The sequence below is a fragment of the Brevibacterium sp. BRM-1 genome (genome assembly GCF_026802075.1).
GTDB classification, from domain to species: domain Bacteria; phylum Actinomycetota; class Actinomycetes; order Actinomycetales; family Brevibacteriaceae; genus Brevibacterium; species Brevibacterium rongguiense.
The window spans coordinates 1500931-1517518 of record NZ_CP113788.1 but is presented as its reverse complement, the minus strand read 5'-3'; the positions used below and the strand labels follow the sequence as shown (position 1 = coordinate 1517518).

The window sequence follows — 16588 nt, the reverse complement described above, 5'->3', positions numbered from 1 at the left end:
CTGTCCGGTGGGGCGCGCGGCGCACGGTTGTGCCCGGTGCGCGGGCGCACCCGGTGTGCCTGCGCCGAAACGGCCTATCCGAGCAGCACCTGCACCTCATCCCAGCGCTGCTGAGGGACGAGCTTGAGCTTGTCCACCGCGGACTCCATGGAGACGGAGACGATGTCCGTGCCGCTCAGGCTGGCCATCTGGCCCCAGCTCCCGTTGGCGGCGAGGTCCACCGCGGCCATGCCCAGGCGGGTGGCCAGCACGCGGTCGTAGGCGGTGGGCTGGCCGCCGCGCTGCAGGTGGCCCAGCAGCGTCGAGCGCGTCTCGATGCCGGTGGCGTCCTCGATCATGGGCGCCAGGTGGTTGCCGATGCCGCCCAGGCGGATCCGCCCGTCGCGGTCGCGGCCCTTGTCGGCGACCTGCTCGTCGGCGCCCGCGGGCATGAAGCCCTCGGAGACGACGACGAGCGGGGCGCGGCCGCGGTCGTGGGCGGAGCGCACCCACGCGTAGATCTGCTCGTAGTCCACGGGGAACTCGGGGATGAGGATCGCGTGGGCGCCCCCGGCCATGCCCGAGTGCAGCGCGATCCAGCCCACGTTGCGGCCCATGACCTCGACGACCATGCAGCGGTGGTGCGATTCGGCGGTGGTGCGCAGCCGGTCGATGGCCTCGGTGGCGATCTCCGCGGCCGTGTCGAAGCCGAACGTGTAGTCCGTGTTGTCCAGGTCGTTGTCGATGGTCTTGGGCACGCCCACCACCGGCAGGCCGTCGTCGCGGACCAGGCGCGCCGCGCCGGCGAGCGTCCCCTCGCCGCCGATCGCGATGATCGCGTCGATCCCGCGCGCGGCCATGACGCGCTTCATCTGCTCGGGCCCGCCCTGCGAGTACGGGTGGGTGCGCGAGGTGCCGAGGATTGTGCCGCCGCGCCCGGAGATGCCGCGCACGTCGTGGGTGGTCAGCGGGGCGATGTCGTCCTCGAGCAGCCCGCGCCACCCGTCGCGGATGCCGCTGAACGTCATGTGCTCCGAGCGCACGCCCTTGCGCACGGCCCCGCGGATCACCGCGTTGAGGCCCGGGCAGTCGCCGCCGGAGGTGAGGATGCCGATGTTCATGTGCGTCCTTTGCGTTGAGTCCACGGGGTCCCAGGTGCGATGCGCGGGCGGTTGGGCCACGGCGGGTGCCTCCTGCGAGCATACGTGCTGAGCGCCGGGCCGCGGGCCCCATGCGGCCGGGTCGGGCTGAGCGCCGGGGGAGGGCCTAGGACCGGGCCGGCGGCAGTGCGGCGGCCTCGTCGAGGCGGATGTCGTGGCCCGCCATGATGCTCACGCCCTTGAGCACGAGCGTGCCGTTGGAGCCATCGCCCTTGGCCTCCGGGTGGACGTCGCTGCCGGCCAGGATGTTGACCGTCCGGTCGATGATCCGCACGCCCGGGGGCACGTAGATGTCGTGGCCGGCCATGAGGGCGTAGCAGTCGAGGACGTACTCGACACCGGGGCCCATGGCTTCGGCCAGGTAGATGTCGTCTCCGGCCATGACCGCATAGGCGCGCCGGCTGGTCTCGCCCTCCGGCACGTGGGTGGTGGAGCCCGACAGCACGGCGACCGAGGTGGAGTGCGCTCCCGCGCCCGCGCGGCCCTGCACGGTACCGGGCCCCTGCACCGCCGGTGCGCCCGTCGCTGCGCCGCGGGGCGCGGTGCCCTGAGCTGCAGCGCCCTGAATCGCAGTGCCCGGAACCGCAGGGCCCTGAGCCGCGGGGAGCCCCACGGTGGCGCGCATGTCCGCGGCGAGGCCATCGCCCTCGGGCACGTCGTCGATGGGGGCGATGAGCTCGTGGACGAACCTCGCCCCCAGCACCGCGGACTGGCGCTCGTCGAACTCCCCGGCGTCCAGCCGGCCGTGCGCGTGGGCCTGTCCCAGCACGGCGAGCACCGCGTCGCGGTCCGCGTCCGAGGCGCGCACCCGCCGCGCCGCCGCGTCACCGGCGGGCGCAGGGTCGCCCCCTACGGCGCGCTCGGGTTCAGCATCGCCTCGCTCGGCGCGCTCGGGTTCGGCATCGCCCCGCTCGGTGGGCTCGGGCACGGCACCGTCCTGCTGGGAGCGCTCGGTCGCGGAGTCGCCCTGCCCGGCGCGCTCGGGCTCTGCCGCGCTGCCGCCGGCCGGAGTATCCGGCTCGCGCGCTGCGGCGGTGCCGGGGGAATCGGGATTCTCAGTCGCCATGGTCCCATCCTACGAAGGCCCGGCTCCGCGTGCCGGTGCCACCGTGCCCACCCGGCTGCGGGGATGGACCGCACTGCGCTCCCGCCCAGCATCCCCGCGCCGCCGGCCGCCCACTCACAGCCCCGGCATAGCTGCGCCCCACAGCCGCCCTAAGCCACCGGACTGTACTGAGCGGCATGAAGACGACGCGCGATACCCACCTCGAACGCCAGCAGCCCGATTTCGATGCGCCGGATGCCGCCCCCACGAGCGGCGCGGCGCGGGATCCCGCGGCACGCGGCGACACCTCCGGCCCACGATGGGCGGGCGCACCGGCACGGCGGCCCGGTCCGGCACAGGATCCGGCCCCGGGCGCGCCCCGGACCGCGACCACCGTCGACCTCGTGGTGCCGGTCTTCAACGAGGAGGCCCAGCTCGTCGCCAGTGTCGACCGGCTCCTCGCCGCGACCGCGCACTCACCCCACGCGGTGACCATCGTCATCGCGGACAACGCGAGCACGGACGACACCCCCGTCCTGGCCTCCCACCTCGCCACCAGCCGCGAGCGGGTGCGCTGGGTGCGCCTGGGGCTCAAGGGGCGCGGCCGGGCGCTCAAGCAGGTGTGGTCCGATTCGAGCGCGGACGTCGTCGCGTACACGGACGTCGACCTCGCCACGGATGTCCGCCTGCTCGATCCCATGATCGCGGTCCTCGCGAGCGGGCACAGCGACGTGGCCATCGCCTCGCGCCTGCGCCGCGACGCCCGGGTGGAGCGCGGGGCCAAGCGGGAGATCATCTCGCGCTGCTACAACCGCCTGCTGCGCGGGTTCCTCGACGTCGACTACTCGGACGCGCAGTGCGGGTTCAAGGCGATGTCGCGGCGCGCCGCGGATGCCGTCCTGCCCCATGTGGAGGACACGGGCTGGTTCTTCGACACGGAGGTCCTCACGCTCGCGCAGTGGTCGGGCCTGCGCATCCACGAATTCGCCGCCGACTGGACCGATGACCCGGATTCCTCCGTCGACGTGGTCCGCACGGCCCTCGACGACCTGCACGGGATGTGGCGGATGCGCCGCGAGCTGCGCCGCAACACGGTCCCGCTCGAGCGGATCGCGGCCCTCGTGGGGCGCCCGCCCGCCGTGCCGAACACGGGCACCCAGCTCCTCCACTTCGTCGACGTCGGCATCCTCTGCACGGTCGTCTACTCGCTGGGCTTCCTGGTCCTCGGCCACCTCATGCCGCTGGGGGCCGCGAATCTCACGGCGCTGCTGGGCTCGGCGATCCTCAACACCGCGCTCAACCGCCGCTACTCGTTCGGGGCGCAGAACCCGCGCAACACCCTGGGCCACCACATCAAGGGGCTCGCGGTGTTCGCCCTGTGCTGGGCGCTGACCTCCGCGGCCATCGCACTGACCGCGGGGCAGCCTACGATCTGGGTACTCGTCGCCGTCACCGGCGCAAACGTGCTGGCCACGGTCGTCCGCTTCGCGCTGCAGCGGCTGTGGGTCTTCGCCGATGCCGTCCGCCCGGGCCGGCGGCGCGGCAGCGTCCTGGCCCGCGTGCGCGCCGCGCTCGCCGATCCCAGCCGCGAGGCCGAGGCACAGGTCCGCGCCCGCCAGGCCGGCGCCTCGGGCGCGGATGGGCGCACGGCGACGGGACCGGGCGCACAGGACCGGGAGGCCTGAGATGCTGCAGATGAAGAACGATCACGCGGCCCCCGCCCGCACCCCGGGTGGCAGGCTTGTCCCGTACCGCTCCCGCGCCGCGGGCTTCCTCGCCACCCGCTGGTACGGCATTGCGCTCGCAGTGCTGGCCCTCGGCACGGTCGGCGCGTACCTCCTCAACCTGGCGGCGAACGGGTGGGCCAACGCGTTCTACTCCGCTGCGGTCCAGGCCGGCAGCCAGAGCTGGGAGGCGTTCCTCTTCGGCTCGTCGGACGCCGCGAACGCCATCACCGTCGACAAGCCACCGGCCGCGCTGTGGCTCATGGAGCTCAGCGTCCGGCTGTTCGGGCTGGGCAGTGTGCAGATCCTCGCGCCGCAGGTCATCCTCGCCGGGCTGACCATGCTCATGCTCGCCCGCTCGGTGCGGGTGGCGCTCGAGGCCAGGGCCGGCACCGCGCCCGCGCGCTGGGCAGCGCTGGGCGCGGGGCTCATCTTCGCCCTCAGCCCCGTCGCGGCGCTCATGTTCCGCTTCAACAACCCGGATGCCCTGCTCGTGGCGCTCATGGCCGCGGCCGTGCTCGCCACCCAGCAGGCGGTCCGCGCCCAGCTCGCACGCGCCGACGCCGGCCGTGCCGAGTCGGCTCGCGCCGAGTCCGCACGTGCCGAGCCCGCGAACCCCGAGCTGCGCGCGGCCGGTTCGCGGCGCGCACCTCTCGTGCGCCGGGCGCTGGGCACACCGGCCCTCTGGCTCGTGCTCGCCGGCGTGGCGCTGGGCCTGGGGTTCCTCACCAAGCAGCTCCAGGTGCTGCTCATCGCGCCGGGGCTCGTCGCCGCATGGCTCGTCGCGGCGCGCCTGCCGCTGCGCCGCCGTATCGCGAGCCTGGGCTGGCCGCTCGCAGGCCTCATCGTCTCCACCGGCTGGTGGATCGCGCTCGTCGAGCTGCTGCAGGCCTCCCTGCGCCCCTACGTCGGCGGTTCGCAGACGAACTCCTTCCTCGAGCTCACCTTCGGCTACAACGGCCTGGGGCGGCTCACGGGCGACGAGGAGGGCTCCGTGGGCGGGGGCATGGGCGGCGGCTGGGGCACGACGGGCATCGCCCGGCTCCTCACCGGTGAGTACGCCACGCAGATCGCCTGGCTGCTGCCCGCGGCCCTCGCACTCCTCGTCCTCCTCGCGGTCGCCGGCCTGCAGGACCGCGCCGCGCGGCGGACCCGCCCGGCGCTGCCGGGCCGTTCCCCGGCCCCGGCCCACACCCCGCCCGCCGAGCACGTCACCGGCCGTGGGCGGGCAGCCGAGGCGCGACCGGAGCGGGCCGCTGCCCCGCGGCTGCCGCGCGCCGCGGGCGATCCCCAGCTGCGCGCTGCGCTCTTAGCGTGGGGCGGTTGGCTGGTCGTGACGTGGCTGACGCTGAGCTACATGAGCGGCATCGTGCACAGCTACTACACGGTGGCGCTCGTGCCCGCGATCGCCGCGGTCATCGCCATCGGCGCGCCCGCCCTCCTGGCCCGCCGCCGCGTGTGGACGCTGCCCGCACTCGCCGCGGTCCTCGCGATCACCGGCGGCTGGCAGTTCTGGCTCCTGGCGGATGTCTCGGGTGTGCCGGAGTGGCTGCGCTGGGGCGTCCTCATCGTGGGCGTCGCCGGGGCGCTCGCGCTCATCGTCGCGAGCCTGGCCGGCCCGCGGCTGCGGCGCACGCTGGCAGCCGGAGCGCTCGCCGCAGCGCTCCTGACGGGGCTGGCCGCGCCCGCGGTGCTGACCGCCAATACGATCGGCTCGGCCGCGACCGGCTCGCTCGTCTCCGTGGCGGGCACGGGCGGCATGGGCGGCGGCCCCGGCGGCGGGGGCGGACAGGGCGGCGGCGGCCGGACGGGCACACCACCCGGCCAGACCTCGCAGGGCGGCCAGAACTCCCAGGGCGGCCAAAACTCCCAGGGCGGTCAGACCGCGAAGGGGGGCCAGGCATCCCAGGGCGGCCGCTCCCAGGGCGGACCCGGCGGCGTGGGCGGGCTGCTGAGCGGCTCCGAGCCCAGCGCGGAGCTCACGGCCCACCTGTCGGCGAACAGCGGCGACTACACGTGGATCGCGGCGACGACCGGTGCGAACAGCGCGGCCGGCTACCAACTGGCTGCGCGCTCGCCGGTCATGGCGATCGGCGGGTTCAACGGCACCGATCCAGCGCCCACGCTCGCGCAGTTCCAGCAGTACGTGGCGGAGGGCGAGATCCACTACTACATCGCGGGGCAGTCCATGGCGTCCGACGATTCGGCCGCGGGCCAGATCGCCGACTGGGTGGCGGCGAACTTCTCCTCCACCACCGTCGACGGCACCGTCGTCTACGACCTGAGCGCGGGAGCGCAGTCGTGAGCGGCGGGCGGGCGGCGGCCGCGGCGACCGTGGATAATGAGCCCATGAGCGCCAACCTCGAGCACCCGGACGGCACCCCCATGCGGATCCTCGTCGTCGACGACGAGGCCAACCTCGCCGAGCTGCTCGCGATGGCCTGCACGGTGCAGGGATGGCAGCCCACCGCGGTGGGCACGGGCCGCGAGGCCGTGCGCGCGGCGCGCGCGGAGGCGTTCGATGCGATCATCCTCGACGTCATGCTGCCCGACCTCGACGGCTTCGCGGTGCTCGAGAAGCTGCGCGCCGAGGGCATCGACACCCCCGTCGTGTTCCTCTCCGCGCGCGACGGCGTCGACGACCGCCTCACCGGCCTGCGGCTGGGCGGGGACGACTACGTGACGAAGCCGTTCAACCTCGACGAGGTCATCGCCCGGGTGGCGGCGCGCCTGCGCCGCGGCTCGGCGCCGGTGCCAGAGAAGACCTCGGTGCTCACGGTGGGCGACCTCACCCTGGACGAGGACAGCCACGACGTGGCCCGCGGCGGCACGCCGATCGAGCTCACGGCCCGCGAGTACGAGGTGCTGCTGCTCTTCATGCGCAATCCGCGCGTGGTGCTGTCGAAGTCCCAGATCCTCGACCGCGTGTGGGACTACGACTTCGGGGGCAACGGCAACATCGTCGAGCTCTACATCTCCTATCTGCGCAAGAAGATCGACGCGCCGTTCCCCGACCGCCCGGCGCTGCTCACCACCAAGCGGGGCGCCGGCTACATGCTCCGCGCCGCGGATGACTGAGCCGGGGGTGGCCGCGCAGGCGCCCGCGCGGCCGCGCCGACGCGTGACGCTGCGCGCCCGGCTCATCATCACCACCGTCGCCATCCTCGCCGTCATCGGCGTGGGCATCGGCGCCGCGGCGGTGCTCGCCGTGCGCGGCTCGCTCATGGACGACCTCGACGGCCAGCTCGAGCAGCTGTCCGCGCGCGCCCAGGCCTCGCCCCGCGGCGGCGACGCCGGCCGCCACCCGTTCCAGGACCCCCTGCGCTTCCTGTCGCTGCCCGGCCAGGGCGACGGCACGATCGCCGCGGTGACGGACGGCAGCACGGTGCAGGGCCAGATCGCCCGCGCCGGCCGCGGCGCCTCCGAGTCCCTCGACGCGCAGACCCTGCGGGGGCTCATCGGCGTCTCCCCGGACGGCGAGCCGCGCACGGTGCGCCTGGCGGGCCTGGGCGACTACCGCGTGGTGGCGGTCGAGGCCTCCGGCATGCGCGTCGTCTACGGGATCCCCCAGACGGGCGTCAACGCGGCCATGGGCGCCACGCTGTGGCGCACCGCGCTCGTCGTCGTCATCGGCGTGGCCGCCGCGGCGGTGCTCGCCGGGCTGCTCATCTCCCGGGCCCTGCTGCCCCTGCGCCGGGTGGCGCAGACCGCCGCCGAGGTCTCGCGCCTCGAACTCGAGCAGGGCGAGTCCGCGCTGCGCACCCGCGTGCCGGATGACCTCTCGCAGCCCGGCACCGAGGTGGGCGACGTGGGCTCGGCGGTCAACCACATGCTCGACCACGTCGACGCGGCCCTCCAGGCGCGCTACGACAGCGAGCTCCAGGTCCGCCGGTTCGTCGCCGATGCCTCGCACGAGCTGCGCACGCCGCTCGCGACGATCCGCGGCTACGCGGACCTCACGAAGCCGCTGCGCCCGGACTCCCCTCCCCAGGTGGCGCAGGCCCTCGAGCGCATCGACGCGGGGGCCGTGCGGATGACCGGCCTCGTCGACGACCTGCTGCTGCTGGCCCGCCTCGACGCGGGGCGCGAGCCCGTCGAGCCAGAGCCCGTGGACCTCTCCGCCCTGCTCCTCGAGATCGTCGACGATGCGCACGTCACGGCCCGCGAGCACCAGTTCGCCCTCGACCTGCAGGCCGAGCCGGTCATGGGGATGGCGGTGCCGGCCCGGGCGGTGCAGGTCATCGCCAACGTGGTCGCCAATGCCCGCGTGCACACCCCTCCCGGCACCACCGTGACGGCCAGCGCGGCCTACGAGGGCCCGTGGGCCGTGGTGCGGATCGCCGATGACGGGCCGGGGATCGCCCCGGAGATCGTCGACCGGGTCTTCGACCGGTTCGTGCGCGCGGGCGCCGACCGCGCCCGCTCGAGCAGCGCGCAGGCAGCGGGCGGTTCGAGCGGCCTCGGCCTGGCGATCGCCAAGGCGCTCATGGGCGCCATGGGCGGCGACATCTCCGTGGTCTCGCGCGACGCGGGGGAGGACCGCGGCACCGTCTTCGCGCTCCGCTTCACAGCCGCGGCATAGCTCCGCCTGCCCGGTGCTCTAGGTTGCGCGTCCAGAGTGGGTCCCACACGAGGAACCGACGCACACGAGGAGACGACAGTGAGCGACTCGAACAACCGATACGACGACGCACAGCCCTACTTCGACGGCCACCGCGAAGAGCCCACGCGGGTGCAGCCCACCGCGGACGAGGCGCCCACCCGCGCGCAGCCGGCCGCGGGCACCGCTCGCGACTGGGAAGGCGCGGGCTACGGGCCACGCACGGGCAATGGGGAAGGCACGGGTCACGGGGAAGGCGCGGGCGGGTTCGCCTCGGCGGCCTCCGGCGCCCCCAGCGGTTCCGCGCCTGCAGACGCGGGAGAGTTCGGCGGGGACGGGGGAGCCGGCCGCCTCGCGCACGGCGCCTCGGGTGCTGCCTACGGTGAGCAGCGCGGCCGCGGCACGTCCGGCGGCCCCGAAGCCCACACGGCCGGGGCAGGCGCGGACGGCATCGCCGGCTACGGCGCCGCGGCGGGCCCCGGCACTGCAAGCGGGAGCGCCCCGCAGGGCGCCTACGCCCAGGGCGGTGCCGGTGAGGACGGCGGGTTCGGCGCGACCGGTGGGTACGGCGCGGCCGGTGCCCCCGGGGAGCCCGGCCCATTCGGCCAGCCCGGCCCCTACGGTGCGGCCGGGCTGCCGGCCCAGGGCCGGCCCAAGCGCAAGCGCACCGTCCCCATGCTCCCGGCCATTGCGGCCGGAGCCGCGCTCTTCGTCGTGGGCGGGGCGGCGGGCGGTGCGATCGGCGCGGCGGCCGGCCACGCGAGCGGCGCGGACTCCGGCTTCAGTCGGCAGGGCCCCGGCGGCCGCGGCGGTGGAATGCCGGGCGGCGGCCAGGGCGGGATGCCCGGCGGCTCCCAGGACGGCTCCGGTTCCCAGGACGGCTCGGGGACGGATGCCCAGGGCGGCGCCGACTCCGGCACCGGCGCCGACTCCGGGGCGGGCTCCGGTGCCGCCGGCGGCCAGCAGGTGCCCGGCGCTCCCGGCGGCCAGGATTCCTCGAGCGGGGACGACTCGTCCAGCAGCCAGAGCGGCACGGGTGCGCAGGGCGGTTCTGACGGCCAGGACTCCTCCGGTACGCAGGACGGCGCCGCGAGCGCCGACCAGACCGGCGCCTCGGCGGCTCAGACCGCCACGGCGCAGGCGGGTGCGAACCTCGCGGACGCAGCGAACCTCGGCACCGCGGTGGCCTGACCGCACGCGGGAGCCGTCCCGCCGGCCGGCGCCGGCGGGAACCCCAGGGGCCCGGGCCCTCCGATCACGCGGAGCGCCCGGGCCCGCCCGCGCCTCCGGACGGGCACAGCAGGCACGGGCAGGCGCCGACGGGCCGGGAATAGGGGCCGCCACTCCGGCGTTCGAGCACCCAGAGGCTGCGCCCCCGCGGCCGACCGCGGACCGGATGCGCACCCGATGCGGACCGGGCGCGGACGAGCCCGGCGCGGCGCGCACCGTGCCCCAAGCATTTTGACCGCGCGCCGATCCCCGTCTACGCTGGACGATGACTGATTGACATCAGCCATGTCCGCGTGCGCGCAATCGAGCGATCGGCCCGGTGCCGCGAAGCCCGATGGGCGAATCGCCCCGTGCGCACGCCGACCGCGCGGAGTTCCGCGTCGGCAGGAGTTCGCTCCTTCCGACACACCCGACCTCGGGTGCAGGCGACCCGCGCGAATGCTGCGATTGGGAAGGCAGCTTCACCCAGTCGCAGGGGACATGCTCCCCGCTCAACGGCCCGTGGCCGGCGGCGGGAAGCTTAGGAACATCGAGAAGCAATGGAGAACTCTTAAGTGCCCACTATCCAGCAGCTCGTCCGCAAGGGACGGCATTCGAAGGCCGCGAAGAACGCGACGCCTGCCCTCAACGGCAGCCCGCAGCGCCGCGGCGTCTGCACCCGCGTCTACACCACCACTCCCAAGAAGCCGAACTCGGCGCTGCGCAAGGTCGCCCGCGTCAAGCTGTCCTCGCAGATCGAGGTCACGGCCTACATCCCCGGCGAGGGCCACAACCTGCAGGAACACTCGATCGTGCTCGTGCGCGGCGGCCGCGTGAAGGACCTGCCGGGCGTGCGCTACAAGATCGTCCGCGGCTCGCTCGACACGCAGGGCGTGAAGGGCCGCCAGCAGGCCCGCAGCCGCTACGGAGCCAAGAGGGAGAAGAAGTAATGCCGCGCAAGGGCCCCGCACCGAAGCGCCCGGTCGTCATCGACCCGGTGTACAACTCGCCCGTCGTCACGCAGCTGATCAACAAGATCCTGCTCGACGGGAAGCGCTCCACCGCCGAGCGCATCGTCTACGGCGCACTCGAGGGCGTGCGCGAGAAGGGCAACGCGGACCCGGTCCAGCTGCTCAAGAAGGCGCTCGACAACATCCGCCCGTCGCTGGAGGTCCGCTCCCGCCGCGTCGGCGGCGCCACCTACCAGGTGCCGATCGAGGTGCGCCCGGGCCGCGCGACGACGCTGGCCCTGCGCTGGCTGGTCGGCTACTCGCGCCAGCGCCGTGAGAAGACGATGACCGAGCGCCTCCAGAACGAGATCCTCGACGCCTCGAACGGCCTGGGTGCCGCGGTCAAGCGCCGCGAGGACACCCACAAGATGGCCGAATCCAACAAGGCATTCGCTCACTACCGCTGGTAATATCCACGGTCCGGCCGCGGCAGCCCGCCGCGGCCGGACCGCGGGCATCACTTCACACGAGAGAGAGACACCGTGGCACTCGCAGTGCTCAGCGACCTCAACAAGGTTCGCAACATCGGCATCATGGCCCACATCGATGCCGGCAAGACAACCACCACCGAGCGCATCCTGTTCTACACCGGTGTGAACTACAAGATCGGCGAGACGCACGACGGCGCCTCGACGATGGACTGGATGGAGCAGGAGCAGGAGCGCGGCATCACCATCACGTCCGCCGCGACGACCTGCTATTGGGGCGATAACCAGATCAACATCATCGACACCCCGGGCCACGTCGACTTCACGGTCGAGGTCGAGCGCTCGCTGCGCGTCCTCGACGGCGCCGTCGCGGTGTTCGACGGCAAGGAGGGCGTCGAGCCCCAGTCGGAGACCGTGTGGCGCCAGGCCGACAAGTACGACGTGCCCCGCATCTGCTTCGTCAACAAGATGGACAAGCTGGGCGCCGACTTCTTCTTCACCGTGCAGACGATCATCGACCGCCTGGGCGCGAAGCCGCTCGTCATGCAGGTGCCGATCGGCTCCGAAAGCGAGTTCCGCGGCGTCGTCGACCTCGTTGAGATGAAGGCCTACGAGTGGCCGGACACGTTCCCCGTGGACGTGCCCGAGTTCAACGCGAAGGCCGGCGACGAGGCCCGCGGCCAGTACCAGGTCGAGGTCCCGATCCCGGACGAGCTGGCCGACAAGGTCGAGGAGTACCGCAGCAAGCTCGTCGAGGACGTCGCCGAGAGCTCCGAGGAGCTCATGGAGGCCTACCTCGAGGAGAGCGACCTCACCGTCGAGCAGCTGAAGAAGGGCATCCGCGAGCTCACCGTGACCTCGCAGGCCTACCCCGTCTTCGCGGGCTCCGCGTACAAGAACAAGGGCGTCCAGCCCATGCTCAACGCGGTCATCGACTACCTGCCGTCGCCGCTGGACGTGCCGCCCATGATCGGCCACGACACCAAGGACGAGGAGATCGAGCTCACGCGCGAGCCCTCGACCACGGAGCCGTTCTCCGCGCTCGCGTTCAAGGTCGCGACCCACCCGTTCTTTGGCACGCTCACCTATGTGCGCGTGTACTCGGGCCACGTCAAGACCGGCGACCAGGTGCTCAACGCCACGAGCGGCAAGAAGGAGCGCGTCGGCAAGCTCTTCCAGATGCACTCCAACAAGGAGAACCCGGTGGATGAGGCCTTCGCGGGCCACATCTACGCGTTCATCGGCCTCAAGGACACGACGACCGGCGACACTCTGTGCGACCCGGCGAACCCGATCGCCCTCGAGTCGATGACGTTCCCCGAGCCCGTCATCTCCGTGGCCATCGAGCCCAAGACGAAGGGCGACCAGGAGAAGCTGTCGGCGGCCATCCAGAAGTTCGTCAAGGAGGACCCGACCTACCAGGTCGAGCTCGACGAGGAGACCGGTCAGACGGTCATCCGCGGCATGGGCGAGCTGCACCTCGACATCCTCGTGGACCGCATGCGCCGCGAGTTCAAGGTGGAGGCCAACGTCGGCAAGCCGCAGGTGGCCTACCGCGAGACCATCCGCCGCAAGGTGGAGAAGCAGGACTACACCCACAAGAAGCAGACCGGCGGATCCGGCCAGTTCGCGAAGGTGCAGGTCACCATCGAGCCCCTCGAGGTCGAAGGCGACACCATCTACGAGTTCGACAACGCGATCACCGGCGGCCGCGTCCCGCGCGAGTACATCCCGAGCGTGGACGCCGGCATCCAGGATGCGATGCAGGTGGGCGTCCTCGCGGGCTACCCGATGGTGGGCGTCAAGGCCACCCTGGTCGACGGCGCGTACCACGACGTCGACTCCTCGGAGATGGCGTTCAAGATCGCCGGCTCGATGGTCTTCAAGGAGGCCGCGCGCAAGGCGAACCCGGTGCTGCTCGAGCCGCTCATGGAGGTGGAGGTCCGCACGCCCGAGGAGTACATGGGCGACGTGATCGGCGATCTCAACTCGCGGCGCGGGCAGATGCAGTCGATGGAGGACGCTTCCGGTGTGAAGGTCATCCGCGCCCTTGTTCCGCTCTCGGAGATGTTCGGCTACATCGGCGACCTGCGTTCCAAGACGCAGGGCCGCGCCGTGTACTCGATGCAGTTCCAGAGCTACTCGGAGGTCCCGAAGGCCGTTGCCGACGAGATCATCCAGAAGACCCGCGGCGGAGAGTAATCTCCCCGTTTGCCGCGGGGCACACGCCCCGCGGCAGCATCAATAAGGAAAGGCGCGGCGCATGGACCACATGAGCCGCACCAACCACGAGGAGGAACCCAGTGGCAAAGGCTAGTTTCGACAGGACTAAGCCGCACGTCAACATCGGTACCATTGGTCACGTTGACCACGGTAAGACGACTCTGACCGCGGCAATCACCAAGGTTCTGGCTGACAAGTACCCGGATCTGAACGAGGCCAAGGCCTTCGATCAGGTCGACAACGCGCCCGAAGAGAAGCAGCGCGGCATCACCATCAACGTGTCCCACGTTGAGTACCAGACCGAGAAGCGCCACTACGCGCACGTCGACGCTCCCGGTCACGCCGACTACATCAAGAACATGATCACCGGCGCGGCCCAGATGGACGGCGCGATCCTCGTGGTCGCCGCCACCGACGGCCCCATGCCGCAGACGCGCGAGCACGTGCTGCTCGCCCGCCAGGTGGGCGTGCCCTACATCGTCGTCGCCCTGAACAAGGCCGACATGGTGGAGGACGAGGAGCTCCTCGATCTCGTCGAGATGGAGGTCCGCGAGCTGCTGAGCGACCAGGAGTTCGACGGCGACAACGCGCCCGTCGTCAAGGTCTCGGCGCTCAAGGCCCTCGAGGGCGATCCCGAGTGGGTCAAGTCCGTCGAGGACCTCATGGACGCCGTGGACGAGTACGTCCCGGAGCCCGAGCGCGACATCGACAAGCCGTTCCTCATGCCCGTCGAGGACGTCTTCACCATCACCGGCCGCGGCACCGTCGTGACCGGTCGCGTGGAGCGCGGCGTGCTGCTGCCGAACGAGGAAATCGAGATCGTCGGCATCAAGCCGCACTCCTCGAAGACCACCGTCACGGCCATCGAGATGTTCCGCAAGACCCTCCCCGACGCGCGCGCCGGTGAGAACGTGGGCCTCCTGCTGCGCGGCACCAAGCGCGACGACGTGGAGCGCGGTCAGGTCATCGTGAAGCCGGGTTCGATCACCCCGCACACCAAGTTCGAGGGCCAGGTCTACATCCTGTCCAAGGACGAGGGCGGCCGTCACAACCCGTTCTACTCGAACTACCGTCCGCAGTTCTACTTCCGGACGACCGACGTCACCGGCGTCATCACGCTGCCCGAGGGCACCGAGATGGTCATGCCCGGCGACAACACCGACATGTCGGTCGAGCTGATCCAGCCGATCGCCATGGAGGACGGCCTGCGCTTCGCCATCCGCGAGGGCGGCCGCACGGTCGGCGCCGGCCGCGTCACCAAGATCATCGAGTGATGATCTTCGGCTGATCCGCGCGTCTGCGGTGCTGCGGGCCCCGGCAGGATTCGTCCTGCCGGGGCCCGTTCGCATGTCCTGGGCAGGCGCGCCGCAGCCCCGCAGCCCCGCAGCCGCCGAGGCGCACCCGGGCGGGCGCGCCCGCCCGCGGGCCCGCTGATAGCCTGGGGCGCGCGCGGCGGGGCCCGTCCCGCGCGCGGCACCCGTCCGGACGATGAAGGGATCCCCGCCGTTGAGCGAGTCGCAGGCCCCCTGGTGGGCCGACGCCGTCATCTACCAGATCTACCCCCGCTCGTTCGCCGACTCCGACGGCGACGGGATGGGCGACCTGCCGGGGATCACCGCGCGGCTGGACTACCTGGCCGGCCTGGGCGTGGACGCCGTGTGGCTCTCGCCCTTCTACCGCTCGCCCCAGCGCGACGCCGGCTACGACGTCGCCGACTACCGCAGCGTCGATCCGATGTTCGGCACCCTGGCCGATGCCGAGGCGCTCATCTCCCGGGCCCACGCGCTCGGCCTGCGGGTCATCGTCGACCTCGTGCCCAACCACACCTCCGATGAGCACGCCTGGTTCCGCGCGGCGCTGGCCGCGCAGCCCGGTTCGCCGGAGCGGGCCCGCTATCACTTCGCGGACGGCCGGGGCGCGCACGGCGAGCTGCCGCCCAACAACTGGTCCTCCGTGTTCGGCGGCAGGGCGTGGACGCGGACCGCGGACGCCGCCGGGCGCCCGGGGCAGTGGTACCTCCACCTCTTCGACTCCTCCCAGCCGGACCTCAACTGGGACAGCCCGGAGGTCCACGCCGAATTCGCCGCCGTCCTGCGCTACTGGCTCGACCGGGGCGCCGACGGCTTCCGCGTCGATGTGGCCCACGGCCTCGTCAAGGCCGAGGGGCTGCCCGACCACGCCGGGACCGTCCACATGGTCTCCGGGGCAGACGACGAGCCGGCCGGCCACGATCCGATGGCCGCGGCCCCGTATTTCGACCAGGAGGGCGTCCACGCGATCTACCGGGAGTGGAACGCGGTGCTCGCCCAGTACCCGGGGCAGCGGATGCTCGTCGCCGAGGCGTGGGTCGAGCCGGTCGAGCGCCTGTTCCGGTACGTCCGCCCGGGGGAGATGCACCAGGCCTTCAACTTCGGCTTCCTCGTGGCCGGCTACGACGCGGCAGCCATCGACGCCTCGGTGCGGGCCACGCTCGAGGCGGCGCGCAGCGTCGGCGCGCCCGCGACCTGGGTGCTGTCGAACCACGACACGGTGCGCCACTCGGCGCGCTTCGGCCTGGCCCAGGCCCCGGCGCAGCAGCGGGGGATCGGCGCGGGGGACCCGCAGCCGGACCACGGCCTCGGGCGCCGGCGCGCGATCGTCGCCGCGATGATCGAGCTCGCCCTGCCGGGCTCCGCCTACCTCTACCAGGGCGACGAGCTGGCCCTCACGGAGCACACCGTGCTCGCCGACGAGCTGCGCCAGGACCCCGCGTACTTCCGGACGGCCGGCGCGGACCTCGGTCGGGACGGCGCCCGCATCCCGCTGCCGTGGGACTCCCAGGCCCCCGGCCTGGGGTTCGGGCCCGGGCGGCCGGGCGACGCCGCGCCGTGGCTGCCGCAGCCCGCGGAGTTCGCGGCGCTGGCCGTGGACCGGCAGGAGGCCCGGCCCGGCTCGGCGCTGCACCTCTACCGGACCCTGCTGCACGTGCGGCGGGCCCGCGGGATGGGGCGGGCGCGGCTGCGCCCGGGCGCCGAGCACGATCCGGCCGGCGGGCTCATCCACTACGTCCTCGCCTCGCCGGAGGGGACCACAGAGGTGCTGGCGAACCTCTCCGCGCGCGCCCGGGAGATCGCGCCGCGCGCGGTGCTCGCGGCATCCTCGCCCGAGGCGCTGCGGGGCACGCTGCTGCCGGCCGACGCGGCCGTGTGGGCGGCCGCGGACTGAGCGCAC

12 protein-coding genes are annotated in these 16588 nt (G+C 72.9%); 10 read left to right on the top strand and 2 right to left on the bottom strand.

Features of this window, described 5'->3' with window-relative positions; genetic code table 11:
- Positions 1–74: 74 nt before the first annotated feature.
- Together BRM1_RS06720 and BRM1_RS06715 are read right to left on the bottom strand one after the other, a co-directional pair.
- Positions 75–1100 (bottom strand): 6-phosphofructokinase, encoded by a 1026-nt coding sequence (locus BRM1_RS06720; protein ID WP_268529572.1) that lies wholly within the window; start codon positions 1098–1100, stop codon positions 75–77.
- A gap of 145 nt (positions 1101–1245) precedes the next feature.
- Positions 1246–2205 carry a DUF1707 SHOCT-like domain-containing protein gene (locus tag BRM1_RS06715; RefSeq protein WP_160951934.1) on the bottom strand — a complete coding sequence of 320 codons (960 nt, stop codon included), beginning with the start codon at positions 2203–2205 and terminating at the stop codon, positions 1246–1248.
- 176 nt (positions 2206–2381) lie between these two features.
- Here BRM1_RS06715 and BRM1_RS06710 point away from each other — a divergent pair, with 176 nt between their 5' ends.
- The 10 genes from BRM1_RS06710 (at position 2382) to BRM1_RS06665 (ending at position 16582) form a co-directional block, all read left to right on the top strand.
- Entirely contained in the window at positions 2382–3869 is a 1488-nt protein-coding gene (locus BRM1_RS06710) for a glycosyltransferase (RefSeq protein WP_268529570.1), read from the top strand.
- A gap of 10 nt (positions 3870–3879) precedes the next feature.
- Positions 3880–6213 (top strand): glycosyltransferase family 39 protein, encoded by a 2334-nt coding sequence (locus BRM1_RS06705; RefSeq protein WP_268529567.1) that lies wholly within the window; start codon positions 3880–3882, stop codon positions 6211–6213.
- Between the two features lie 44 nt (positions 6214–6257).
- Positions 6258–6986 (top strand): response regulator transcription factor, encoded by a 729-nt coding sequence (locus BRM1_RS06700; protein WP_268529565.1) that lies wholly within the window; start codon positions 6258–6260, stop codon positions 6984–6986.
- Positions 6979–8490, top strand: coding sequence for a sensor histidine kinase (locus BRM1_RS06695; RefSeq protein ID WP_268529563.1), 1512 nt, complete (start codon positions 6979–6981; stop codon positions 8488–8490). Before BRM1_RS06700 ends, BRM1_RS06695 begins: the two co-directional genes overlap by 8 nt.
- Positions 8491–8568: 78 nt before the next feature.
- Positions 8569–9699, top strand: coding sequence for a hypothetical protein (locus tag BRM1_RS06690; protein WP_268529562.1), 1131 nt, complete (start codon positions 8569–8571; stop codon positions 9697–9699).
- Positions 9700–10292: 593 nt separating this feature from the next.
- Complete coding sequence (gene rpsL, locus BRM1_RS06685) at positions 10293–10667, top strand: 30S ribosomal protein S12 (protein WP_160951928.1); 375 nt, start codon at positions 10293–10295, stop codon at positions 10665–10667.
- Complete coding sequence (gene rpsG, locus BRM1_RS06680) at positions 10667–11137, top strand: 30S ribosomal protein S7 (protein ID WP_268529559.1); 471 nt, start codon at positions 10667–10669, stop codon at positions 11135–11137. Before rpsL ends, rpsG begins: the two co-directional genes overlap by 1 nt.
- Positions 11138–11209: 72 nt before the next feature.
- Positions 11210–13357 carry an elongation factor G gene (gene fusA / locus BRM1_RS06675; protein ID WP_160951926.1) on the top strand — a complete coding sequence of 716 codons (2148 nt, stop codon included), beginning with the start codon at positions 11210–11212 and terminating at the stop codon, positions 13355–13357.
- A 101-nt stretch (positions 13358–13458) separates the two neighbouring features.
- Positions 13459–14652, top strand: a complete 1194-nt coding sequence (tuf, locus tag BRM1_RS06670) for an elongation factor Tu (RefSeq protein ID WP_160951925.1) — start codon at positions 13459–13461, stop codon at positions 14650–14652.
- Positions 14653–14866: 214 nt separating this feature from the next.
- Complete coding sequence (locus BRM1_RS06665) at positions 14867–16582, top strand: glycoside hydrolase family 13 protein (RefSeq protein ID WP_442864348.1); 1716 nt, start codon at positions 14867–14869, stop codon at positions 16580–16582.
- Positions 16583–16588: the final 6 nt, after the last annotated feature.